17 protein-coding genes are annotated in these 23,648 nt (G+C 61.3%); 11 read left to right on the top strand and 6 right to left on the bottom strand.

Features of this window, described 5'->3' with window-relative positions:
* Positions 1-216 precede the first annotated feature (216 nt).
* The 5 genes from AB4061_RS25350 to dmpG all read left to right on the top strand — a co-directional run bounded on the left by AB4061_RS25350 (position 217) and on the right by dmpG (position 6,055).
* Entirely contained in the window at positions 217-1,779 is a 1,563-nt protein-coding gene (locus tag AB4061_RS25350) for a DUF1302 domain-containing protein (protein WP_441638664.1), read from the top strand.
* 105 nt (positions 1,780-1,884) lie between these two features.
* Positions 1,885-3,204 carry a DUF1329 domain-containing protein gene (locus AB4061_RS25345; RefSeq protein WP_441638662.1) on the top strand — a complete coding sequence of 440 codons (1,320 nt, stop codon included), beginning with the start codon at positions 1,885-1,887 and terminating at the stop codon, positions 3,202-3,204.
* An 85-nt stretch (positions 3,205-3,289) separates the two neighbouring features.
* Positions 3,290-4,072, top strand: a complete 783-nt coding sequence (gene dmpE / locus AB4061_RS25340) for a 2-oxopent-4-enoate hydratase (RefSeq protein WP_441638660.1) — start codon at positions 3,290-3,292, stop codon at positions 4,070-4,072.
* 35 nt (positions 4,073-4,107) lie between these two features.
* On the top strand, positions 4,108-5,019 hold the full coding sequence (locus tag AB4061_RS25335; protein WP_441638658.1) for an acetaldehyde dehydrogenase (acetylating): 912 nt from the start codon (positions 4,108-4,110) through the stop codon (positions 5,017-5,019).
* Between the two features lie 10 nt (positions 5,020-5,029).
* Positions 5,030-6,055: a 4-hydroxy-2-oxovalerate aldolase gene (dmpG, locus tag AB4061_RS25330; RefSeq protein WP_441638656.1), complete on the top strand. Its 1,026-nt coding sequence runs from the start codon at positions 5,030-5,032 to the stop codon at positions 6,053-6,055.
* Between the two features lie 193 nt (positions 6,056-6,248).
* Here dmpG and AB4061_RS25325 read toward each other — a convergent pair whose 3' ends face one another.
* Both AB4061_RS25325 and AB4061_RS25320 read right to left on the bottom strand, forming a co-directional pair.
* Entirely contained in the window at positions 6,249-6,947 is a 699-nt protein-coding gene (locus AB4061_RS25325) for a TetR/AcrR family transcriptional regulator (protein ID WP_441638654.1), read from the bottom strand.
* A 154-nt stretch (positions 6,948-7,101) separates the two neighbouring features.
* Positions 7,102-7,872 (bottom strand): SDR family NAD(P)-dependent oxidoreductase, encoded by a 771-nt coding sequence (locus AB4061_RS25320; RefSeq protein ID WP_441638652.1) that lies wholly within the window; start codon positions 7,870-7,872, stop codon positions 7,102-7,104.
* 256 nt (positions 7,873-8,128) lie between these two features.
* Between AB4061_RS25320 and AB4061_RS25315 the strand changes: the two genes are divergently transcribed.
* The 3 genes from AB4061_RS25315 (at position 8,129) to AB4061_RS25305 (ending at position 13,514) form a co-directional block, all read left to right on the top strand.
* Positions 8,129-10,420 (top strand): sulfatase-like hydrolase/transferase, encoded by a 2,292-nt coding sequence (locus tag AB4061_RS25315; protein ID WP_441638650.1) that lies wholly within the window; start codon positions 8,129-8,131, stop codon positions 10,418-10,420.
* A gap of 181 nt (positions 10,421-10,601) precedes the next feature.
* Positions 10,602-12,071, top strand: a complete 1,470-nt coding sequence (locus AB4061_RS25310) for an acyl-CoA reductase (RefSeq protein ID WP_441638648.1) — start codon at positions 10,602-10,604, stop codon at positions 12,069-12,071.
* 24 nt (positions 12,072-12,095) lie between these two features.
* Positions 12,096-13,514 carry a hypothetical protein gene (locus AB4061_RS25305; protein ID WP_441638646.1) on the top strand — a complete coding sequence of 473 codons (1,419 nt, stop codon included), beginning with the start codon at positions 12,096-12,098 and terminating at the stop codon, positions 13,512-13,514.
* Between the two features lie 135 nt (positions 13,515-13,649).
* Here AB4061_RS25305 and AB4061_RS25300 read toward each other — a convergent pair whose 3' ends face one another.
* From AB4061_RS25300 to AB4061_RS25290, 3 genes are all read right to left on the bottom strand, one after another.
* The gene (locus tag AB4061_RS25300) at positions 13,650-14,444 is read right to left on the bottom strand and encodes an SDR family oxidoreductase (protein ID WP_441638644.1); all 795 of its coding nucleotides are present in this window, start codon (positions 14,442-14,444) and stop codon (positions 13,650-13,652) included.
* A gap of 354 nt (positions 14,445-14,798) precedes the next feature.
* Positions 14,799-16,928, bottom strand: coding sequence for an oxidoreductase (locus AB4061_RS25295; RefSeq protein WP_441638642.1), 2,130 nt, complete (start codon positions 16,926-16,928; stop codon positions 14,799-14,801).
* Between the two features lie 183 nt (positions 16,929-17,111).
* Positions 17,112-17,714: a TetR/AcrR family transcriptional regulator gene (locus tag AB4061_RS25290; RefSeq protein WP_441638640.1), complete on the bottom strand. Its 603-nt coding sequence runs from the start codon at positions 17,712-17,714 to the stop codon at positions 17,112-17,114.
* A gap of 275 nt (positions 17,715-17,989) precedes the next feature.
* On the opposite strand from AB4061_RS25290, the gene AB4061_RS25285 reads away from it, so the two are divergent.
* The 3 genes from AB4061_RS25285 (at position 17,990) to AB4061_RS25275 (ending at position 22,302) form a co-directional block, all read left to right on the top strand.
* Positions 17,990-19,735 (top strand): FAD-binding protein, encoded by a 1,746-nt coding sequence (locus AB4061_RS25285; RefSeq protein WP_441638638.1) that lies wholly within the window; start codon positions 17,990-17,992, stop codon positions 19,733-19,735.
* Between the two features lie 318 nt (positions 19,736-20,053).
* The gene (locus AB4061_RS25280; RefSeq protein ID WP_441638636.1) at positions 20,054-20,311 is read left to right on the top strand and encodes a hypothetical protein; all 258 of its coding nucleotides are present in this window, start codon (positions 20,054-20,056) and stop codon (positions 20,309-20,311) included.
* A 362-nt stretch (positions 20,312-20,673) separates the two neighbouring features.
* A complete protein-coding gene (locus AB4061_RS25275; RefSeq protein WP_441638634.1) occupies positions 20,674-22,302 on the top strand; it encodes a hypothetical protein in 1,629 nt (542 codons plus the stop codon).
* A gap of 181 nt (positions 22,303-22,483) precedes the next feature.
* Here AB4061_RS25275 and AB4061_RS25270 read toward each other — a convergent pair whose 3' ends face one another.
* Positions 22,484-23,560, bottom strand: coding sequence for a Rieske 2Fe-2S domain-containing protein (locus tag AB4061_RS25270; protein WP_441638632.1), 1,077 nt, complete (start codon positions 23,558-23,560; stop codon positions 22,484-22,486).
* Positions 23,561-23,648: the final 88 nt, after the last annotated feature.

Genomic DNA, 23,648 nt, shown 5'->3' with positions numbered 1-23,648 from the left:
TGCCCGACGCTATCGCGCATGCCGCCGCGCCTCATCCTCCGTTCGGACTAGCTGATCGTGCACGCGCTGGACCGCGCGGCCCTAGGGGAAACCGTCTAGTCCGTTCTGACGATTCCGCGCCCTCCCTCGCTCATTACGCTTCCCATCAAAGAAGAAGCCACGGGACATGCCAGTCGACGCATCACCGCGCATCACCAAAACCATAGGAGGAGACAAATGCAGACTTCAAGAACCGGTTCACCGCATCGCACACGCAGGCTACGGCCAGCCGCCATCGTTTCGGCCATCGCCGCGGCGATCACGCCGTCCGCCTGGGCCGGCAACACCATCGATCTCGGCAACGAGACGTCGCTGAACTACTCCGTTACCGCCACCTACGGCGCCGCGTTCCGCACTGGCGGGCAAAGCGGCGCGCTGCTGTCGCCGGCCAACATCAATGGCGACGACGGCGACCGCAACTTCAAGCGCGGCGACATGATCGCCAACCGCGCCACCGTGCTTGGCGAGGCCAATCTCCAGCGCGGCGACTTTGGTGCGTTCTTTCGCGGCAGTGTGTTCTACGACCAGGCCTATCGCACCTCCAATTCCAACAACGCACCCGCCACCGTCAACCATTCCGGCCCTTTCAACGAGTTTACGGATTCCGCACGCTACTACAACGGCCAGCGGGCTCAGTTGCTGGATGCCTACGCCTATGGCGCCTTCAACATCGACACCACGCGTTTGAACGTCAAGCTGGGCAACCAGGTAGTGGCATGGGGCGAGAGCCTGTTCTTCCCCAACATCGCTGGCGCGCAGGGGCCGGCAGACGCCACCAAGTCGTTTGTGCCGGGGGCCGAGGTCAAGGACATCCTGCTGCCGGTGCCGCAAGCCTCATTGCAATGGGAGGTGAATCCGAACTTCAGCCTGCTTGGCTATTACCAGTTCACCTACAAGCCCAACCAACTCAACCCCGCTGGCGCGTACTTCAGCACCACCGATGTGGTTGGACCGGGTGCCCAGTTCATCATCGGCCCGGGTGGCAGACAGATCCCGCGCGGTTCGGATATCAACCCTCCAGACTCCGGCCAATGGGGCGTAGGTACTCGCTTTCGCGTGTTCGATGCCGAGTTTGGTTTGTACCAATTGCACTACCACGACAAGAATCCGAATGTCGTGACAACCCTGTTTCCGACCCTGCAGTACCAGCAGAAGTTTTTCAGTGGCATCAATCTGACCGGGGCAAGCTTCTCGACGCAATTTCTCGGCGCCAACGTGGCGGGCGAAGTCAGCTACAAGGACGGCGTGCCAATCCTGGTGAATGTCAACGGCGCTGCCACCGCAACGCGCGGCCAGGCAGTCCAGGGCCAGATGTCGGCCATTTACGCCATCGGACCGACCTTCCTCGCCAGCTCCCAGAGCCTGGTGGGCGAAATCGCCTACCTGCATGTGCTTGGCGTCACGCCGGTCAATGGCTTCAGCACACTCACCAACACCAGGAACTCGGCAGCCCTGCAGCTCGGGTGGTCGCTCTCCTATCTCAATATCTTTAACGGCTGGGACATGACAGTGCCGCTGACGTATGCGCATGAATTCAGCGGAAAGTCGGCCGTGGCCGGCGCCTTCGGTTCGCTGACCGGATATGGTGACCGCCGCGCGAGCGTCGGCGTGACCTTCAAGTATTTGAACAACCTCGAACTGAACCTGACATACGCGATGTTCCTGAGCACGGCGAACATTGTTAATCGACCGTTGGCCGACCGCAGCTATGCGGCATTCAATGCGAAATATTCGTTTTGACCTGGCGGCGATAACGCACACAACGCCAGATTTCTCTAAAGGAGTGAGACCGTGATACGACAGCATAGAAATCTTTGGATCCGCAGCACATTGCTGGCCAGCAGCATGCTGCTGGCGGCAGCCTCGTACGCCGCGGTAACGCCGGACGAACTCAAGCAACTCGATGGAAACCTGACCCCGATGGGCGCCGAGCGCGCCGCCAGCAAGGATGGGCAGATCCCCGCCTGGGGCGGGAAATGGCTGGGCGCCCCCCCCGGAGTGCAGTGGAAGCGGGGAGAGCGCTACCCCGATCCTTACGCCAGCGAAAAGCCGGTCGTGGTGATCACCGCGCAGAACATGGCGAAGTACGCCGATCACTTGACCGACGGCGAGAAGGCTCTGTTCAAGAAGTATCCGGACACCTTCAAGATGCCGGTATATCCGACCCATCGTGACTTCCGCTACGACGATACGATCTACAAGAACATCCGCACCTACGCGCCCGGCACCAAAATGACGGCCGACGGTAACGGATTGAAGGACGCGCCCCCTATCGTCCCCTTCCCGATCCCGAAGAGCGGCCTCGAACTGATGTGGAACCTGCGCTACTCCCCATCGATGAATACCGAATCCGCCACCTACGACCAGGCAGCCGTATACAGCGACGGCAACATCGCCTGGGGCCGTGTCCGTTATTCGATCCTTTCGCCGCGAAATGGCGCCAACTTCGACCTCAAGAGCGACACCAGGGGCTTTTTCCGCACGGCGACCGACCTGCCCCTGCGCGACCGGGGCATGCTGTCTGTCGGCCACGAATTCTATGACAAGGAAGGCTCCGATACCCGCCGCGCGTGGCAGTACAACCCCGGTACGCGGCGCGTACGGCAGGCCCCGGAATTTGGCTTCGATCAGCCCAACGGCGCAGGCGGAATCCGCACCCTCGACGACGACCGCCTGTTCAACGGCTCGGGCGAACGCTACAACTGGAAGATTGTCGGCAAGAAGCAAATCTATGTGCCGTACAACAACTACAAGCTGATGAGCCCGGCCAAGTACCAGGACATCCTGGGCAAAGGCCACCTCAACCCGGACTATATGCGCTATGAAATGCATCGCGTATGGATCCTGGAAGCCACCCTCAAGGAGGGCTTCCGGCATCAGTACGCCAAGCGGGTGCTTTACCTGGACGAGGACACCTGGACCGCCCTCGCCGCGGACAATTATGATGCGCGCGGCCAGCTGTGGCGAGCCAACCTGGCGGCAACCGTCTATGCCTATGACGCACGAAACCTCTACCCGACCACAACGACATATCATGACTTGATTTCGGGTGCGTATCTCGCCGACCGCCTGACCAACGAGGGGCCGATGCCGGTACTCAACAACAGCCCCGAATTCAACGAGACTTATTTCTCGCCCGACGCGGCGCGAGGTGCCGGTCACTGACCGCACGCCTTCCATCGCCCCCTTCCCGCTACGGCCAAGGGGGGCGAATTTCATCGCATTGCCCCGCCTGACATCGAGTCTGACCATGGATCCCGAACTGATCGCCGCATTCGGCGATGACCTTCATCGAGCCCTGACCGCCCGCGTACCAGTCGCCCCACTGAGCGGACGTGGCCACCCGCTCACGGTGCGCGACGCCTATCACATCCAGCAGCATTTCGTTGCACGGCGGCTGGCGCAAGGCGACCGCGTCACCGGCAAGAAAATCGGCGTCACCAGTTTGCCCGTGCAGCAGATGCTGGACGTGCACCAGCCCGACTTCGGCATGCTGCTGGCCAGCATGGAATACCCAGACGGCAAGGCCATTGCCGCAAGCACGCTGATCCAGCCACGCGCCGAAGGCGAGATTGCCTTCTTCCTCAAACGAGACCTGCGCGGCCCCGGCGTGACCCGCGCAGATGTGCTAGCTGCCACCGAGGCGGTCTCGGCTTGCTTCGAGATCGTAGACTCACGCATCACCGACTGGCGCATCCGTATTCAGGACACGGTGGCCGACAACGCCTCTTGTGGGGTCTACGTGCTTGGCGAGGAGCGCGTGAGCCCGGCCGGCCTCGACCTTGCCGCCTGCACCATGGCGCTTGAAAAGAACGGCGCCGTTGTTGCTACAGGCCAGGGCAGCGCCGCCCTCGGTCATCCCGCCGAAGCGGTGGCCTGGCTGGCCAACACGCTCGGCGAACTCGGCATTCCACTGCTTGCCGGCGAGACCATTCTTTCCGGTTCCCTTGCGGCGCTGATTCCGGTCGCTGCCGGAGACCGCCTGCGACTGCGCATCGACGGGATCGGCACGTGCAGCACCGAATTCGTCTGAACTCACCCACAACCCCAAACCAGGCAAGAAGCCCCATGGCAAAAATCAAGTGCGCCCTGATCGGCCCCGGCAATATTGGCACTGATCTGCTTTACAAGCTGCGCCGCAGCACCGTCCTGGAACCCGTCTGGATGGTTGGCGTCGACCCGAATTCGGATGGCCTCGCCCGGGCCCGCGAACTGGGCCTGAAGACAACCGACCGGGGCCTCGACGGCCTGCTGCCGCACTTGGCCGCAGACGACATCCGCATCGCATTCGATGCGACCTCGGCCTACGTGCACCGCCAGCACTCCGACCAGCTCACCGCGCGCGGCGTGCGCGTGATCGACCTCACGCCGGCGGCCATCGGGCCCTTCTGCGTGCCGCCGGTCAACCTGGACGAACATCTCGGCAGCAATGCGATGAACGTCAATATGGTCACCTGCGGCGGGCAGGCCACCATTCCCGTGGTGTACGCCGTGTCGCGCGTGCAGGCGGTGGCCTATGGCGAGATCGTCGCCACCGTTTCCTCGCGCTCGGTCGGGCCCGGCACGCGCCGGAATATCGACGAGTTCACCCGCACCACCGCAGGCGCCATCGAACAGGTGGGCGGCGCGCGGCAGGGCAAGGCGATCATCGTCATCAACCCGGCCGAGCCTCCGCTCATCATGCGCGACACCATCCACTGCCTGACCGAGGACGAGCCGGACGTGGAAGCGATCACGGCGTCGGTCCACGACATGATTGCCGAGGTGCGGCAATACGTGCCCGGCTACACGCTCAAGAACGGCCCTGTCTTCGACGGCAAGCGCGTCTCCATCTTCATGGAAGTCGAGGGCCTGGGCGACTACCTGCCCAAGTACGCCGGCAATCTCGACATCATGACCGCCGCCGCCGCGCGCACCGCCGAGCGCATCGGCGCCGCCATGCTGCGTGGCGCGCTGCCCGCCGTGGCCACTACCGCATAAGGAGCCCGATATGAACCAACGCATTACCGTGCACGACATGACCCTGCGCGACGGCATGCACCCGAAGCGTCACCAGATCTCGCTCGACCAGATGAAGACGATCGCCCGCGGGCTGGACGACGCCGGCGTGCCGCTGATCGAAGTGACCCATGGCGACGGCCTGGGCGGCGCCTCGGTCAACTACGGCTTTCCCGCGCATAGCGACGAGGAATACCTGCAAGCCGTGCTGGGCGAACTGAAGCAAGCCAAGGTCTCCGCCCTGCTGCTGCCCGGCATCGGCACCATCGACCACCTGCGCATGGCGCACGAACTGGGCGTGCACACCATCCGCGTGGCCACCCACTGCACCGAGGCCGATGTCTCCGAGCAGCATATCGGCATGGCGCGCAAGCTTGGCATGGACACCGTGGGCTTCCTGATGATGGCGCACATGGCGCCGGAAGCGACGCTGGTGGAACAGGCGCTGCTGATGGAGTCCTATGGCGCAAACTGCCTCTACATCACCGATTCGGCGGGGCATATGCTGCCGCACGACGTCACCGCCAAGCTGACGGCCGTGCGCCAGGCGCTCAAGCCGGAAACCGAGCTGGGCTTCCACGGCCACCACAACCTGGCCATGGGGATTGCCAACTCGCTGGCGGCCGTGGCCTGCGGCGCCACCCGCATCGACGCGGCAGCCGCCGGCCTGGGCGCCGGCGCCGGCAATACGCCGATGGAAGTCTTCGTGGCGGTCTGCGAGCGCATGGGCATCGAGACCGGCGTGGACGTGTTCCGCATCGCCGACGTGGCCGAAGACCTGGTGGTGCCCATCATGGACCAGCCGATCCGCATCGACCGCGATGCGCTCACGCTGGGCTACGCCGGCGTGTACTCATCCTTCCTGCTGTTCGCCAAGCGCGCCCAGGCCAAGTACGGCATTCCGGCGCGCGAGATCCTGGTCGAGCTGGGACGACAACGGCTGGTCGGAGGTCAGGAAGACATGATTGAAGACACCGCGATGACCTTGGCGCGCTCGCGCGGCCTGCTATTGAGCTGACTAGCCTGAAGCGCGTTCCCTTGGCGGCGGCACACTCGCATACGCTCCTACCGTATTTGATCGCCGCCGCCATTGACTGCCATGTCGGGCAGAACCCGATGTGTCGGCTTAACGCGTGAGGCAGGACACCGTTGCGTTGCCTACGCTTTCACCTGGTCACTGAACCAACCACAATCCTGGCGTCGCAAAAAGGCTATCGCACACTTCGCCCGTTCGATGTCTCGCAGTCGCTGAATTGACCGTGCAAGCTGGTTGGCGCCCCCAGCCCGCCACAAAGAAACTCGATCAGAATCTCCACGTGGTTCCACAAAAGCTGATCCCGCGGCGGCTTGCCTGGAGATATCGGCGATTGGGGACGAGCAGAGATTTCGGCGAGACTATGGAGCATCGCATGGGAACAGACAATCAGGCGCGACCTGAGCACTTCCACAGGGATTTCGGGCAGGATGCGCTGGAGCATTGCAACCAAGGCGGAGGCGTTCCCCCCAAACGACTGCTCGAATATCTCGGCGATCTTCGGGTTACGGTCCGTATGGAGGCGCGCCAAAAACTGAACATAGCGCGCACCCGCACTACCTTCTTCAATGATTTTCCTGGCAAGCGGAATGACGAGTATTTCCACAACGCCGCGGAGCGTGACCTGTGGCTGCGCCTGCAGTGAAGCGTACATTTCACGGCGTTGTGCCATCAACGGCATCATATGGCGTTCCAGCAGCGCGTCCACCACCTTATCCAGTCCACCGAAGTGATAGTGGAGAATACCGGCGCTAACGCCAGCCGCTGCGTTGATGCTGCGGGCCGATACGCCGTCCACGCCATACCTGGCCATCAGCTCTTCGGCCGCCAGCAGGATGCGTTCCCGGGCCTCGCCTTTTACAGTAGGAGATGTCATCGATTACAGATAGTACGAGTGCCACCCGCCCCACCGGGGGCAATTGGCCAATGACGCCAATACCCCCAACACGCTGTGCGGTCTTTGGAACAGCGCGGCAGGGCACGACTCAATGAATGTGGCGCCCGATTATACGTTCAGCACTACTGCCGGCTCACATACGCTGCGATGAGATGTTGCCGCCATCCACCACGATCTCCGCCGCAGTGATGTAGCTCGCCTCGTCCGACAACAGGAAGCGCGCAACGCGGCCAATCTCCTCCGGCTGTCCCAGTCGGCTGAGGAGAATACGGCGCTCGAAGGTTCCTGGCGGCAAACTGTCTACAGCGGGCTGGAGCATTGGCGTCAGGATCTGCCCCGGGGAAATCGCGTTGATGCGGATGTTATCGCGCCCAAGGCCGTCCGCCAGCGAGCGGATCAGTGACAACATGCCGCCTTTCGCCGCGCTGTAGATGGGGTTGATGTGATTGCCCAAGGTGGCATTGATTGACGCGATGCCGACCACCGCAGACCCCGGATTGGCGCGCAGATCCGGCAACAACGCCTGCACCAGCAGTGCAAATGCGCGGAGGTGAACATGGATGCCAGCATCCCATTTTTCCGGCGTGATGCCTTCGAGCGACCCGGTATCGACCGTGCCCGCCGCGTGCAGCAATCCACCGATCCGGGGCAATGCCGCGCGGGTTGCGTTCAGCGCAACCCGCAGCGCGTTGGGGTCGCACAGGTCGACGCCAACACCAACCGCCGCAACGCCATATTCCTTGGCAATCTCCGATGCTCGGTTTTGCGCCTTTTCTGCCTGAATGTCCCACAGCGCAACGTCGCGGCCGACGGCGGCTAATGCGCGTGCCGAGGCAAGCCCGAGCCCGGATGCTCCACCGGTGACGATCACGGCTGTATTGGGTGACGCGAGTAACGTTTTCATTGAGGGTCTCCTGTCAAGATGGTTTGAGTGATCGAATGAATCTGGCAACGAAGACTGACGTGTCAAAGACGCCAGGCAGCGCGCAATCGACGACCGTAGCGGGTGAAATTTTGTCTTGACGACGGTCCACGGCACTTGCTAAATTCCATTCGAACATTTGATTCAATCGAGTGCTCAGAAATTTTGGCACACGCCCACGCGAAAGCGCAATAGGCATCGACGAGAACGAAAAAAACAGGAGACACGAGAGACCATCATGAACAGACTACGCAAGCGTTTGGCCACGGCGTTGTGCCTGGCCCTGAGTTGCGCCGCGACCAGCTTCGGCTGGGCGGCCAGCCACGAGGTGCAGCCTGGCGATACACCGCCCGCAGTGCCGCTACTGCACGCGCCGGTCGGCGCGCCAAATGTGGTAGTGGTCTTGCTTGACGACGTAGGCTTCGGCGCGGCCTCCACCTTCGGCGGACCGGTCAAGACGCCCGCGATGGATGGCCTGGCCAGTGGGGGCTTGAGCTATAACCGATTTCATACGACTGCAGTGTGTTCGCCGACACGCGCCTCGCTACTCACAGGCCGCAATCCGCACGCAGCCGGTGTCGGCGCAGTGCTGAACTCGCCAAGCAGTTATCCGGGTTACCGGGGGGTGCTGCAAAAGGACTCCGCCACAATTGCCGAACTGTTGCGTCAACAGGGCTATAGCACTGCAGCCTTTGGCAAGTGGCATTTGACACCCGATTGGGAAGCCTCACCGGTCGGTCCCTTTGACCGTTGGCCGACCGGCCAAGGTTTCGAAAAATTCTACGGGTTTATCGGCGCCGAAACCGATCAGTTCAATCCTTCGCTATACGATGGCACCACGCCAGTCCTAAGGACAGCCTCGAAGGACTACACCCTGAACGAAGACCTGTCGACACGCGCCGTCAACTGGATGCGCACGCAACACTCGATCGCACCCGACAAGCCGTTCTTCGTCTATTTCGCCCCAGGTGGCACCCATGCTCCGCTCCAGGCACCCAGGGCATGGATCGAGAAATACCGTGGCAGGTTTGACAAGGGCTGGGACGATATGCGGCTGGAGATTCTGGCCCGGCAAAAGTCCCTTGGCGTCGTACCGCAGGATACAAAGCTGACACCGCGGCCGGATGAACTCCCCGCCTGGGAAAGCCTCACCACAGACCAGAAGCGGGTCGCCGCGCGGTTAATGGAAGTCTACGCAGGGTATCTCGCGCATACCGACGCGCAAATTGGCCGCCTGGTGCAATCGTTGAAGGAGAGCGGCCAATTCGACAACACGCTGTTCATCTACGTGATGGGCGACAACGGTGGGAGCCTTGAAGGCGGCATCCACGGCGCGGATAGCTACATGGGTAATTTGCAGGGCATGCCTGAGACACCGGCGGCCGATCTGGTGAAGCGCCTCGACAGGCTGGGCGGCCCGGACAGCTATGTGCAGTATCCAGCCGGCTGGGCCTGGGCCATGAGTTCTCCCCTGCCATGGGCCAAGACGGTTGCTTCGCACCTGGGCGGAATTCGCAACGGCATGGTGGTTTCCTGGCCTGCGCGCATCCAGGATCATGGTGGTCTGCGCAGGCAGTTCTCTCATGTAAACGATCTCGCGCCAACCATTCTTGAGGCGGCGGGACTGAAGGCCCCGGCAGATGTCAATGGCGTCAAGCAACGTCCAATGGATGGCACAAGTCTGATCTATAGCTTCGCTGACAAAGATGCGCCGGAGAAGCACACCACGCAGTACTTCGAAGTGTTCGGCAACCGCTCGCTCTATCACGATGGGTGGCTGGCCTCGGCCCGGCACAAGGACCGAGACCCGTGGGTAAGCACATGCCGGGGCAAGCGGCTCGCCGACGACACCTGGGCCCTCTTCAACCTGAACGAGGACTTCAGTCAGTCCACCGATTTGGCGAGCAAATTGCCGGAAAAACTCAAGGAGATGCAGGCGTTGTTTCTGGCAGAGGCAGCAAAGAATCAAGTATTACCGTTGCAGGATACGGCCTGCTCCCGCACGCCTCTCCCCAACTTGACTGGCAAGCGCACAGAGTTCAGCTACTTCGCGGGAGCGGTGGGTATCCCTGAAGCTGAAGCGCCAGCGATCAAGAACCGCTCGTACAGCATCGTGGCCACGGTGGATATTCCCAAGGGCGGCGCCCATGGTGTCATTGCCGCCATGGGTGGCACTACCGCGGGTTGGTCCCTTTACCTTAACGATGAGGGCAAGCCGGTCTACGTGCAGAAAGTGTTCGATGTGGCACGCATGGAGATTACGGGTAGCAAGCCGCTGCAGCCGGGGAGGAACGTGGTGCAGTTTGACTTCGCTTACGAGGGGACAGGTTATGCCAAGGGCGGCACCGGCACGCTTCAAGTGAACGGCACGCCGGTAGGCAGTGGCCATCTGCCGGTCACCACGCCAGGATTTTTCTCTGCTGATGAGACCTTTGACGTTGGCATGGATACCGGCTCACCGGCCGGACGTTACACCGTCGGCTATCCGTTTAACGGCGCCATCGAACGAGTGGATATCCGCCTGCGTTGAGCATCCCCTGGCCGCCCGGTCTCGCCGAGCCCGCCATGGGTAAGGCGAGACCCGCCAGCTATTGTCGATGGCTGTGTCCGGGCCGCATGTCTCGGCCGCATGAGCGTCTGCATTGCCTTGCCCGCCCTACCAGTAATCATTCTCCTTTCCTCCTAATGCCTCGACGGCGGGAGAGATGCCCATGCAATCCGCACTACAGATACCATTCATCATCCGCGGTGAACTGATTGACAACTGCACACTGGAATTTGGCGGGCGTGGCGGAAATGTCGCATTCTCCACGCCGAATCTACTGAATTACCTGGATAGACTCACACTAAGCACGCCATCGAGGATGGCAGACCTCTATGCGTTGACGTTCGACGATATCGTGGACTTCCTGGCACAGTTGGGAAAGAAACTGGTTCTTTCGGAAAACCCTCACCTACAGGCCGCCTACAATCTTTCCTGTCAAACATCGGGCATTTCCGATTCCATTCTGCGGTACCTCTATGAGGCAATACCCGAGATGTTCTCGCCCGCCGTTGTGCGCGAAACGGCGGAACGCCTGGTAGGCATTGATTATCTTGAAAAATGGGTCGAGCAGCCCTCCCGTGTACATACGGGAAGACCCAGCCGCATTCGCGCCTTCGGTGCTCGCTGCGTCCATGTCATTGCAGGCAATGTACCGATGGTAGGCGTCGGCACGGTTATCCGCAACGCCTTTACGCGCTCAGATGCCGTCATAAAGACCCCCTCGAACGACCCTCTTACCGCTACGGCCATCGCCCGCACCATGCTCGAACTGGACCCCGACCACCCCCTGACAAAGCACCTGAGCGTCGTGTATTGGAAAGGTGGCGACGAGTCTATCGAAAGACATATCTATGACCCACGCCTGGTGGAAAAGGTCGTCGCCTGGGGTGGTTTCGCCAGCATCCGGCACATCACCCAATACTTGCAGCCAGGCTTGGATCTGATCACCCTCGACCCGAAGCACAGTGCCACCATCATCGGCCCGGAAGCCTTTGTGGATACAGATACCACGCGCTCAGTCGCGCGCAGGCTCGCACTCGACATCGGCGTGATGAATCAGGAAGGCTGCGTGAACGCGAGGGTTGTCTATGTTGCGTGCGGCACTGACGAGACCGGTCTTAAGAATGCCAATCACCTGGGTATGCTGACCTTCGATGCCTTGCAGAAACTGCCGACGACATTGAGTACACCTCACAAATCCTTCAGCAGCGAGCTCAAGGATGAAATCGACGGGCTGCGACTTGCCGGTGACGAATACCGAGTGTACGGCGGTAAATCCAATGAGGGCGCAATCATTGTTTCGCAAAACGACACACCTGTGGATTTCGCCCGCCAGCTCGCCTGCCGGGTCGCCAATATCGTGCCAATCGATTCCATGGATACCGCAGTGATGTCCGTCAACGCCTATACCCAGACGATTGGCCTCTACCCGGAATCACTTAAGGATAGCCTGCGCGACCGCCTCGCGTATCAAGGTGGACAACGTCTCGTTTCGCTCGGCGCCGCGGCACTCTTCGAGGATGCGGCAATTCCACAGGACGGCATCGAGCCGGTACGTCGGATGTGCAAGTGGATTGTGGACCAGACTTCGGATGGTGACGCCCTGGAAGCGCTGGCTGCAGGCGCATCGCATTAATCGTGATCTTCAAGGGGTAGTTCGATGTCCCACATCTATGAACAGTTACTCGACGATGCCTCGATCTATGTTAACGCTCGCTACGACGAAGGATATTTCCTGTCGCGAGAACAACTCGAACAGATTCACCTGCGTGGCGTGCAGCAGAGGTTTGACGCCATGCGCAATGAGATACCAGTGCTCAGAAAGCTGGCGGACGAACAGGGCATAGCGAAGATCGAACGGTTGAATGATGTTGTGCCCCTGCTCTTTCCCCATACAACCTACAAATCCTACCCGCTTTCGCTACTGGAGCGCGGTCAGTTCGACCGGCTGACGCGTTGGCTGAACGGATTAACAAGACAGGATCTCAGCGAACTGGATACCCAGGACATCCATACCATTGATGCATGGGTGAAACGGCTTGATGACTGCAGCGAATTGCGGATACTGCATACGTTTGGTACGAGCGGCAAGCTTTCGTTCGTGCCGCGCACGGCGAGAGAGTGGACAATATCGAATACACTCACCGCGCACTGCGTGCGTGACTGGCACGGCGCCGGCAGCGGGCCAGACTTGTTGAGCGCACGAATGCCAATGGTGCAACCGGGTTATCGTTTCGGCGCCGGCGCAACGTACCGGGGCGTGGAAGAGATGGTCAAGCGTTGGGCTGGAGGCGATGAGAATGCGCTGTTTCTCTATCCGAACGACTATTTCAGTGCTGATATTGCCTCCCTGGCAGGTCGCTTGCGGGCAGCCGAATCGCGCGGCGAACAGGGCAGGCTGGAGATATCACCAGCCCTCCTATCCCGCCGTGAGGAGTTCGCCGCACGGGAGCAGCAGCGCCCGGAACTGATGAAGCGGTTTTTGGAAACGGCAGTCCAGCGATTCGGAAAACAGGATATTTGTCTGTTCGCGGTATGGCCAATCCTCTATGAATGGGCCGAAGAAGCCCTGGCCAATGGTACGCGCAATGCCTTCGGCGCCGGCAGCGTGCTGATGAGTGGCGGGGGCAACAAAGGGCGTGCACTGGCGGACAACTATCGCGAGAGAATATTCGAATTTCTAGGCTTTGACCGGGTATTCGAGTTCTACGGCATGAGCGAATTGATGGTGAGTCTTCCTCGCTGCAGCCACGGGCACTTTCATGTGCCCCCGGTGTTGGTACCTTTTGTCCTCGACCCCGAGAACGGTCACCCCTTGCCGCGAGAAGGGACTCAGACGGGCCGATTCGCCTTTGTGGATCTGCTGCCGGATTCATACTGGGGGGGCTTGATCACCGGCGACGAAGTCACCTTGAGCGGCTGGGATGCTCCTTGCGAATGTGGGCGCTGCGGTCCCTACGTGCACGCTACCATCCAGCGCTATAGCGAAAAGCAAGGTGGGGATGACAAGATAAATTGTGCCGGCGCGCCGGAGGCCCATGACAAGGCGGTGGAATTTCTGTTGTCTGCGGTGCGATGAGTGACTTCGGCTTGCCGAGTGCGCCGTCATCACGCCGCGGATAAGCTGTGCCACCCGCTAACTCGACTGACTTTTCCGACTACCGGCCGGGCCGCCTCCCCCAACTTGGATGCCGGCCCGGCGCGACCGTGCGGATCAGAACTCCAGTGGCCTTTGCACAGCGTCGACGCCACCGTCGATGAACACGACATTGCCGTGTAGATATGCCGCCTCGGGCCGGCATAGGAACGCGATCAGCGCGGCCACCTCATCGGGCTGCGCGCGCCGCCCAATGGGGGGYAGGAAGTCGCGGATGGCATCGCCATAGCGCGGATCCCGCAGGCCGGCCTGCAGCAGCGGCGTTTCCACCGCGCCGGGCGCCACCACATTCAGGCGCACCCCGGCCCGCCCCCAGCTGGCGGCGCGTTGCCGTGCCGCTACTGCGACGGCGTACTTCGCGCTCGCATACGCCAGATAGCCCGCTTGGGCGGCCTGCTGACCACCCGCCTCCTCCTCCGCGCGCACCAGGGCGTGCACGCCGTCCTCATCGCCTGCCAGGTAGGCGTCGCGCAGCGGGCTGCCTGCCCAGGACTGCAGCGTGGCCGAGTTCGACGACACCACCACGGCGCACGGATCCGTGCCTTGCCGCAATGCCGCGAACAAGCCGTCCAGCAGAGGTACCACGCCGAAGTAGTTGACTGAAGCGACCAGCGTCGCAGGATCGACATGCGGGCCCACGCCAGCGCAACAGATCAGCCTGTCGATCCTGCCGCCGGACTGCGACAGCGCGCCATCGATAGCGGTCTCGCGGCCGTGCCGGGTGGAGAGGTCGGCGTGGATCTCGGCATCGCGCAGGTCAATGCCGATGACCCTGTCGCCGTCGGCTAGCAGGCGCCGGCGTACGGCCGCGCCCATGCCGGAGGCCGAGCCGGTGATGATGGTAGTTGTCATGGTGTTCGGTTTCGTGAGTGAAAAAGAGGAAAAAAGAAAAAGGCGAAAAGCGGAAAGAAGAAAGCGGAAAGAAGAGAATCGAGACAAGCCAGGCGGCGTCAGGGCGACTGCCGCTGGCTGAGCGWCATCAGCGCCGCCGCACCGCGGCGGCGCTGCCCGTTGCCAGGGCCGGCCATCACACCCGCGCCGGCCAGTCCCGTCGCCCACAACCACCGAGTCCGCGTCAACACTGTCTCCCGACCGCTTTTTGGCCTCTTGCTTGATACTAGTCACCGGCCCGGCAAGCCGCTTCGTCTGAGCAGACTAAGGGGAATCCCGCAACACCCAGCCGGGCCACCTCTCTGAAGCCGGGAGTCATATTTGCGAGATTTCCCTCGCCGCTCTCGCCGCACCGCGCATAGCACCTTCGATATAGCCGATGCCAGTGCAATCGCCGACTTCATAGACCCGATAGCCTTCGGCCTCCAACTGCCTGGCAAGCCTCTGGTCACCTGCCGCACCTTTGGCGACGATGACAGTATTCGCATCGACTGCCTGCGCATTACCTGCTTGGTCAGTGAAGCAAACCCTGTCAGGTTCGATCCGGATGTCCGAGGCACCCGGAAACAGGCCAAGGCCGTGCTCTTTAAGCTCCGCAAGCAGCCGCATCCGGCGGACTATGGTCAATCCTGCGCCAAACCGCGGCACCGCATCAACGACTGTCACCGATCGCCCGCGCTCGGACAGGAACTCAGCCAGTTCGAGGCCGACCAGTTCGCCACCGATGATCACGACGCGCTTGCCCAACGGCATCCACTGACGGGTCGCCTGGCGAACGAAATCGAGATTCGAGGTCAGGCCGCTCGCCGCACCAATCTTCGATGCCATGCGTGTCGCCCACCCGACCTTGCGCGCCAGTTCCTGTGAGCCTTCACCAAGCATCAAGCGACGCATGTCGTCTCCGCTCATGACGTGCTGCAGGTCGTTGCCTGGTATTGGCGGCAAGCCGCGCACCGCGCCGGTTGCAACGACAACGGCGTCAGGGGATAGCGTGCGCAACAGTTCAGGTGTCGCCTGAGTGCGCAGGCGCACATCGATTCGTGACGATTCAACCTGGTGCCGGAGCCAGTCGAGCAGTGGCTCGTTGGCCTGATAGGCGAGCGCGGCAATGCGCAACGTCCCGCCCAGTTGGCTGCCCTGCTCCAGCAACGTCACTTGATGCCCGTCCGCCCGCAGCCGTCGCGCTGATTCCATGCCACCGGGGCCTGCGCCGATAACCACGACCCGCTTGCCACCCTTCGGCGATTGACGATGCAAATACTCGAAACCGGTTTCGGGGTTGACCGCGCAGCGCAGCGGCTTGCCAACGTAGATCGCACTAATGCACGTGTAGCAGTAAATGCAGGGCAGTACGTCATCGGGTCGCCCCTCGGTAAGCTTTCGCGGCAGATGCGGGTCGGCTAGCAGCTTTCTCCCCATTGAGACGAAATCGATCGCGCCTTCGGCAATCTTTTCGTCACCCAGCGCGGGCTCGATCCGGCCCGAGGCAATGACCGGAATGCTGACCGCTGCCTTGATCCGCGCCGCAAACGGAAGATTGAGCCCAGGCTCATGCGGGGTATGCGACGCCGAATGCAACTTCGGTTTTCCCGCGTCATGATAAGCGCTCACGGTAATCGCATCGGCCCCCGCCTCCTCGACGATCTGTGCGGTGCGCACGGCCTCGTCAATCGTGATGCCGTCCGGCACGCCTTCCTCGCGCGAGTCGAGTTTGCACCACACTGGAAAATCGGGGCCAACCGCGGTCCGCACGGCCCGAATCACCTCGACCAGGAGACGGACGCGATTTTCCAGCGGGCCACCATATTCATCGGTACGCCGGTTGGTCGTGGGCGAGATGAACGACGACAGGAGATAGCCGTGCCCGCCATGGACCTCGACGCCGTCAAAGCCGGCCCGCCGCGCCCGGCTCGCAGCGGCGGAAAAATGCGCGATCAACGTGTCGATGTCGGCCTTCGTCATGACCTGAATCGTCACGCCGGTGATGCGGCCGAACGGCGCCTCGGCCAACTCTTCGAGCAAGAACGCCTCGGTGAAATCGCCAGTGGGGGGTTCAGGCAGCGAGGGCGCCCACACCGGCCGCCCTGCAAGCATATCCTCCACGCCGATCAACCCGCCATGGTGCAGCTGCGCGGCGATTTTAGCGCCGTGCGCGTGGACGGCTTCGGTCAGTGCGGTCAGGCCGGGAAGGAAGCGATCGTCCGAAATGGCGATCTGGTTCACCTGATTGGCGCCGGCCGGCCAAGCCACGCCGGCGACGCCGGTGATGATCAGCCCCGCCCCCCCTTTGGCCTGCGATTCGTGATAGCGCACGATGCGCTCACCGCAATGACCATCTGGCTCCGCAAGGCTTGCACCCATCGCCGTGACGACAATGCGGTTGCGTAGGGTCATCGTGCCGATTCGGCCAGGTGCCAGCAGGTGGCGATACGATGTGCGGCTCATTGAATGTCTCCTGTGGTTGCGTCTTGATAGACATGCCGGCGCCACGGCGGCGCAAGGCGTGCCATTTATCGCTCCGCATCGATCATCCGATCGGCGCCAGTGGCGCACTGACAAGCGGGCAGTGGGGGAAAGCTTCTTTCGTTCACATGGGAATCTGTCGTGCGGGCGCAATGCCGCGCGACGTCACGCGGTCGTACCATGCCGGACACCGCGGAGAATTCGCATCTGCCGGCGAATCGCACCCTCGTCTGCAGGAACCAGGCTATAGGCAAGTCCAATGCGGCTAGCCAGCGCAATGATGTCGTCCAGCGACGCGGGCGCCGTGCCTGACTTCTCTGCGTAATCGCGGTAGCGTTCAGCCAGCACCTTGTGCCACATCGGCTTGATGTTCTCGAGGATGTAGGGAAACACCTCCGCCGTAACGCTTCTGGCCAGGTAGTCCTGACGAAGCCCGGCGAGGCGTTGCCGGTACTTCACGGCGAAACACACGCATTCTTCGAGATACCCCTCGAAATCGCCCTCGTAGCCCGACAAGCTGCGCTGCATTTCCTCGAAAAATACGCCATTTTCCACGCCAATCGCGGCCTGGATCAGTTCATTCCGGGTGCCGTAGTAACGGTAAAGGGTTCTGCGCGAAATGTTGGCGCGCTTGGCCACATCATCCACGGTGAAACCCTCGATACCCATCTCTGCCATGCAGTCGAGCGTGGACCTCAGAATCAAGGCGCGCCCCTGTTCGGGACAGTCGATTCGGCTGGCGTCGCCCCAGCGAAGTTGTCTATTCATTCGGAACTTTGCCTCTCGCAACGTGATGCGCTTTTGATCGGGGTGTGATCCCGGCATTGCCGTGGCGGCTTCACCCAGTATTGCACAAATTCTATTTTTTGTGCCATTGTCGTGACTCATTTTTGTATTTATGTGCCATAGTGACCGGACCCGATGCGGTTGTGCCGCGCTCGGCAACGGGCAGCTTGTTGGCCTTTGACCCGGCGTACTTCGGCCCGGCTCACCACTGACTGGTACAGGTCGCCTGGAAAACACTTAACGTTGGAGACAAGCCAATGAACAACAGCAATCCGGCCGTGAATTGGGATACAACGTACGACGTGGTCGTCGTCGGTTCCGGGGCAGGCGCGATGACGGCAGCGCTGCGCGCATACGATCTCGGCCTGACCGTGCTCCTCGTCGAGAAAAGCCCGCACTATGGGGGCACGACGGCTATTTCCGGTGGCGGAATCTGGATCCCTTGCAATGACCAGATCCAATCTCTCGGCGGCAACGACTCCTATGAGGAAGCGGTGGCGTATCTCCGGGATGTCGTAGGGGAAGATTTCGATCTGGACAGAATCAATGCCTATCTCAAAAACGGGCCGGAGATGGTCCAGTATCTCGCCACGCAGGCGCAGACGCATTTCCACGCGGTGCCCCGCTATCCCGACTACTACCCGGACCGCACGGGAGGAAAGCCCGGTTACCGAACCATGGAGCCAGCGGCATTCGATGCGCAACGTCTCGGCGATGCCTTTGACGAACTCCGGGCTCCGTCGCCCGCCACCCTGGTGGGCGGGCGCATTTCGCTGACGCAGATCGAAGCCCACACCATTGTCGCGAAGGAGTCCGGCTGGCTCGGCTTGTTGGCACGTCTCGCGTTCCGGTACGCAACGGATTTGCGCTGGCGCCGTCGAACGCGCAGGGACCGCCGGCTGACGCTTGGCAACGCCTTGGTCACGAGCCTGCGCGCGGCACTCGCGCATCGGTCCATACCGCTGTGGCTCGACACCCCGATGCGCACGCTCCATGCGCACGATGCCCGCGTGAGCGGCGTAGCGGTGGAGCGACAGGGACGCGAATACAACCTTCGCGCGCGATGCGCGGTGGTGCTCGCCTGCGGCGGCTTTGAGTCCAGCCAGGAAATGCGCGACCAATATCTGCCGAAGCCCACGCAGGCCGAATGGACAGCCGCCCCGCCGATCAATACCGGGGACGGAATTCGCGCCGGCCTGAAGATCGGCGCGAGCGTTTCGCTGATGGGATACACATGGGGCGTGCCGACGGTACGGGTTCCAGGAGAGGAGAAACAACGCGGGCTTTTCGTGGAGCGTGCGTTGCCGCGATGCGTGCTGGTCAATCGGCTCGGTCGGCGATTCGTCAACGAAGCAGCGCCGTACCCGGACATCATCCACGCCATGTATGCCGACAACGCGCAAACAAAGGCGAATGTGCCAGCATGGCTGGTGTTCGATGCAGAGTATAGAAAACGCTATCCGTGCGGCGTGCTGCTTCCCGGCAGCATACAGCCTGACTCCAGGATTCCGCATGGCTGGCTGGACAGTGTCATCTATCGTGCCGGGACGCTGGCCGAACTGGCCCAGAAAATCGGCGTCGAACCACGCGGCCTTGCCACGACGGTGAATCAAATGAACGCCTATGCGTCAATGGGTACCGACCATGAGTTCGGCAAGGGCGGCAATCTCTTCGATCGCTACTATGGCGACAGCTCCTCCAAGCCGAACCCGTGCCTGGGCCCGATCGACCGTGCACCTTTCTACGCGCTGCGGATCGATCCCGGTGAGATCGGCACCAAGGGCGGATTGAGCACCGATGCCTGCGCCCGCGTCCTCCGCCCCGATGGCAGCGTCATTGAGGGATGCTATGCGATCGGCAATACCTCGGCCGCGGTCATGGGAAAAACCTATCCCGGACCAGGTTCGACTATCGGGCCGGCCATGACCTTTGGCTACATCGCTGCGAATCATATCGCGGCAGAGAAAAGCAACGGAAGCAATCCACGCCCTTGGGTCGACTGACGCAGGCTGGAAACCGTGAAATCCGACGTTACCCGGAACTTGACGACTGGTGGGAAAGTGGAACGCTTACCCCACGGGATGCACATGCAATCTGGCTAACTCTCCTCTCGCTGCCGCAGAAACATGTCGAAGCCGCGGTTGGCCGAACGGCTTTGCAGGACCTCCTTAAAGCTACACATGATCTACATGTAGTGTGTAGTCCGATCAGACGATGTTGATTCCAGATTCCGCAAATATGCTTAGACCAAGAGACTGGCCCTGACGGCACAACAGGAGTCGGCATCTGCCCATGGTGGGCAGCGGCAAGCGGAGACGGCGATGAGAACATGGTTGCGGGCGGTTTGTCTGTTTGTGGCCGGGGCCGGTGCTGCCGTGGCCCTGATCTTTGCCTTTGCAGGGGGCCTGCCATCTGCCCGGCTTGGTTTTGATCCGCAGAGCGCGATCAGACATGACGGAGACTCGACCGGCGAAGAAACCAATGGCTCGGCGATCATGCAGGCGTCTTGCGATGACATCTGCCGGCAAAGCATTGGGGTTGCCGCAGTTGCTCTGCTGAATCACCGCAGCGCCCCATAGTGTGCGTTCCATGCCAAGTCCTGGTCTGGCCCGTGCCGTCATGTCGGCAAGATGCTGCCCCCTAGTGTCCCCGTCACTCTCAGATTGGCGTCGATGGCCGAAGCAAGCCGCAACTGGATCCAGCCATTCGCGCTATTGAAGTAAGCCGAGACTATTCGTCTTCGCTCAACGCCGGTTCCACCTTCGGTTGTCCCATTGGCAAATTGGCAAATTGGCAAACTGGCAGCCCCCGCAGCGAGCCAGCCGGCACGCCCACGTGCGCGCATCGTGCATTCCGTCGATCGAATTGCTCCGCCGAACAACCTCAAATCGTAGTCAGATTCTTCTCGCAACGACACCCATACTTATCCACGGAGTGACCCATGAGAGCATTAGTCTTCGCATCGACCGCGGTTGCGCTTGCGACAGCAAGCCTTACGTGCGCGCAAGCCGCAGGGCAGGAGAACGGCACCTTCCCGGGCCGCAACCCCTGGCTGACCGACAGCGTCTATCCCATTTCGCACGACAATCCGGCCGCGACCGATTCCGTCCCGCACGCCGGCCCAACCAAGGGCCGCAGGCTGTCGGCAAGCGATGTGAAAACCGTGCCAACCGTCTTCACCTCGAATCCTACAGTGAAGAAGATCGGTGACAAGACGATCATTTTCGCGGCCGGCGTCGAGGGCATCAGCAAGATCGACGCGACCGGCGAAGCCTATGACCTGGTCTCGCTCCTGCCCTACCCTGGAATGGAGACGCTGGCCACGAACGGCAATCGCGAGAAGATCCGGGCAGCACTGGAGGAAGTCGACGCCGCCCGCCGCGCGAACGATGACACGAAGCTGCTGGCACTGTCGGGGAAGATGGAGGAACTGGGCTTCAAGCGTCAGATGCTGGCCAACGGTGCCTACAACATGATCGACAAGGACGGCGTTCACTATGCCGCCTTTGGTGGCCTGAAGATCCTGAAGTCCACCGACGACAATGATCCGAAGAAGCCGCTGCGCGTCGTCAAATTCCGGGACTTCTCGCAGGCATTGCCTGAAGACATGCGCAAATCTGCCATCATCGGCATGGGCATGACCTATGCCGGCGATGTCGTTGCCGCCGCGCATGGCGCAGTGCTCCTGCTGGACCGCGATCTCGATCTCAAGGGCACGCTGCTGCTGCCGGGCGAGGCGATCGAAAACAGCATCTGCATTGACGAGAACAGTGGCATCTATGTGGTCACCTCCAAGCGCATGCTGAAGATCGTCTGGACCGGCACCAGGCTGTCCTATGATGAAGCAGATGGTGGCTGGCAGGCCGACTACAACACCATGAGCAGTGCGCAGGCCATCGCTGCCGGCGCTCTGACGACTTCCGGCGGATCCGGCACCACGCCAACGCTGATGGGCTTCGGCAACGACCCCGACAAGCTGGTTGTGATTGCCGACGGCGATGCAAAGGGAGCCAACCTCGTGGCTTTCTGGCGCGACCAGATTCCGCCCGGATTCAAGCAGAAGCCGGGCACCAAGTCCGCACGCATCGCCGATCAGATTCCGCTGGAAATCTCCAAGGCCACGGTCGAGCCGTCGCCCGAGGTGCTGGGCTATGGCGTCGCCCTGCTGAATAACTCCTACCCGAAGCCCGCGCCCGATATATGGGGCAACGCGGTAACGCCCGGCGTGACCCGGCCCGCCCCGCGTGGGGTAGTCAAGTTCAACTGGAACACTCGGACGAAGTCGTTCGAGAAGGCCTGGGTGAACAAGGTGATCGACAACACGGATGTGATGGTCCCCGTCATTTCTGCCAAGAGCAACATGATCTACCTCGCCAACAAGGAAAACGGCAACTACGAATATGTAGGCCTTGACTGGGATACCGGCGCCATCAAGGCCCGCTGGCCGTTCCCGGACGACAGCCGCAAATGGAACGCCTGGGGCGGCATTACCGCATTGCTCGAGGATGGGGATCTGCTGATCGGCGGCATCTTTGCCACGAAGCGGGTAAACGTTGGAGACGGGAAGTAGCTGCGACGTGGGCTGGTTCGCTCCTCTCTCCCATGCATTCCATGAAGTGGGAAGAGGAGCGACATCCTGATCTTAAGTCATCGTAAGTCATCGGCTTTCGCCATATGCCTTGATGCAACGCCCGGCATCCGGAAATCCGCTACCGCCTCCGGGCCGGAGACGGTAGCGCCCCCCCTTCTGCCTACTCTTCAAATACATGATGCAGTTTTGGCGCATCAACTCCCGCTATATTCATCTCGATCACCTTGCGCCCGACACTGGCTGGCCGTACCTCCTCGGCGTCTACATAGAACTGGCTATACCAGTCCCGCATCTGGTAGATGGGCCCATCGCCCTCGCATAAAAGCGGATTGTCGGTGCGGATCTTGGAATCCCAGATTGCCACATCCTCGTAGAAGGCATTGCGCGCCTGTTCCACGTAGGCTTGCGCAATCGCCTCATTCTGCGCGTCGGAAAGGCCGGGGACCTTCTTTACCAAGACACCATAGCGCAGTTCGAAGCTGTGCATGTCGATGGGCACATGGCAGTTGAGCAGAATCGAATGGATCGGCTGACCCTCCATCTGGCCACGCATTTCCGTAATGTGGTACGCCGGACCGAAGTAGGTGGATAGCGCAGTCAGGCAATCTCCAGCGGAGAGTCGGGCGCTGCGGCCGACCAGCACCTGCGTGGCCTTGTGGCCCTCGAACAGATTGGCGAAGTAGTCGATCGGCGCCCCGTGCACGGTGTCGAAGTGAGCCATATCGGAAATATTATCGACCAATTCCCGGCAATTCGTCTGAATCACCATCTTGTCGATCGACCATGCCGACCATTGCTCCGAGAAGCATGCCTCGATGCGTGGGATCGCCACCTCAGGTGGGGGTGCTTTGCCCTGGGGATCGTGCCAGATGAAGAGCAGATTGTTCTGCTCACAAGTATCCCAGCTGCCAATGCGCGCCTTCGGAGGCACTCGCTTGCAGTAAGGAATCGACTTGCAGACGCCATCACCGCCCCACTGCCAACCATGGAAGGGGCACACCAACTGGTCGCCATGCACGGTACCTGTACTAAGGTCCGCGCCCATATGCGGGCAATAGCTGTCAATGATGCGAATGGTGCCGACGGAGTCGGCGAAAGCCGCAAGGCGTTGGCCGAAAATGTTCAGCGTGTGCGGCTTCCCGTCCCGGTAATCCGCGGCCGGCCCGAGGCAATGCCAGCCACGCGCATACCGCGATTCCAGCGGTCGGGATTCAATTTTGTAGCCTGGTGCAGGCATGTCTCCTCCTTTTGATTTGGCTCGTTCCACAATACATAGCCCAGGGCCGTGCTTCATCGTCTCTTCAGACTAGACAGCGAAGGACGCG

Origin of the sequence: Cupriavidus sp. YAF13 (assembly GCF_052113425.1) — a bacterium.
In the GTDB taxonomy this organism is placed as follows: domain Bacteria; phylum Pseudomonadota; class Gammaproteobacteria; order Burkholderiales; family Burkholderiaceae; genus Cupriavidus.
Note: the sequence above shows the minus strand (reverse complement) of the source record. Positions and strands in the feature narration are given on the sequence as shown.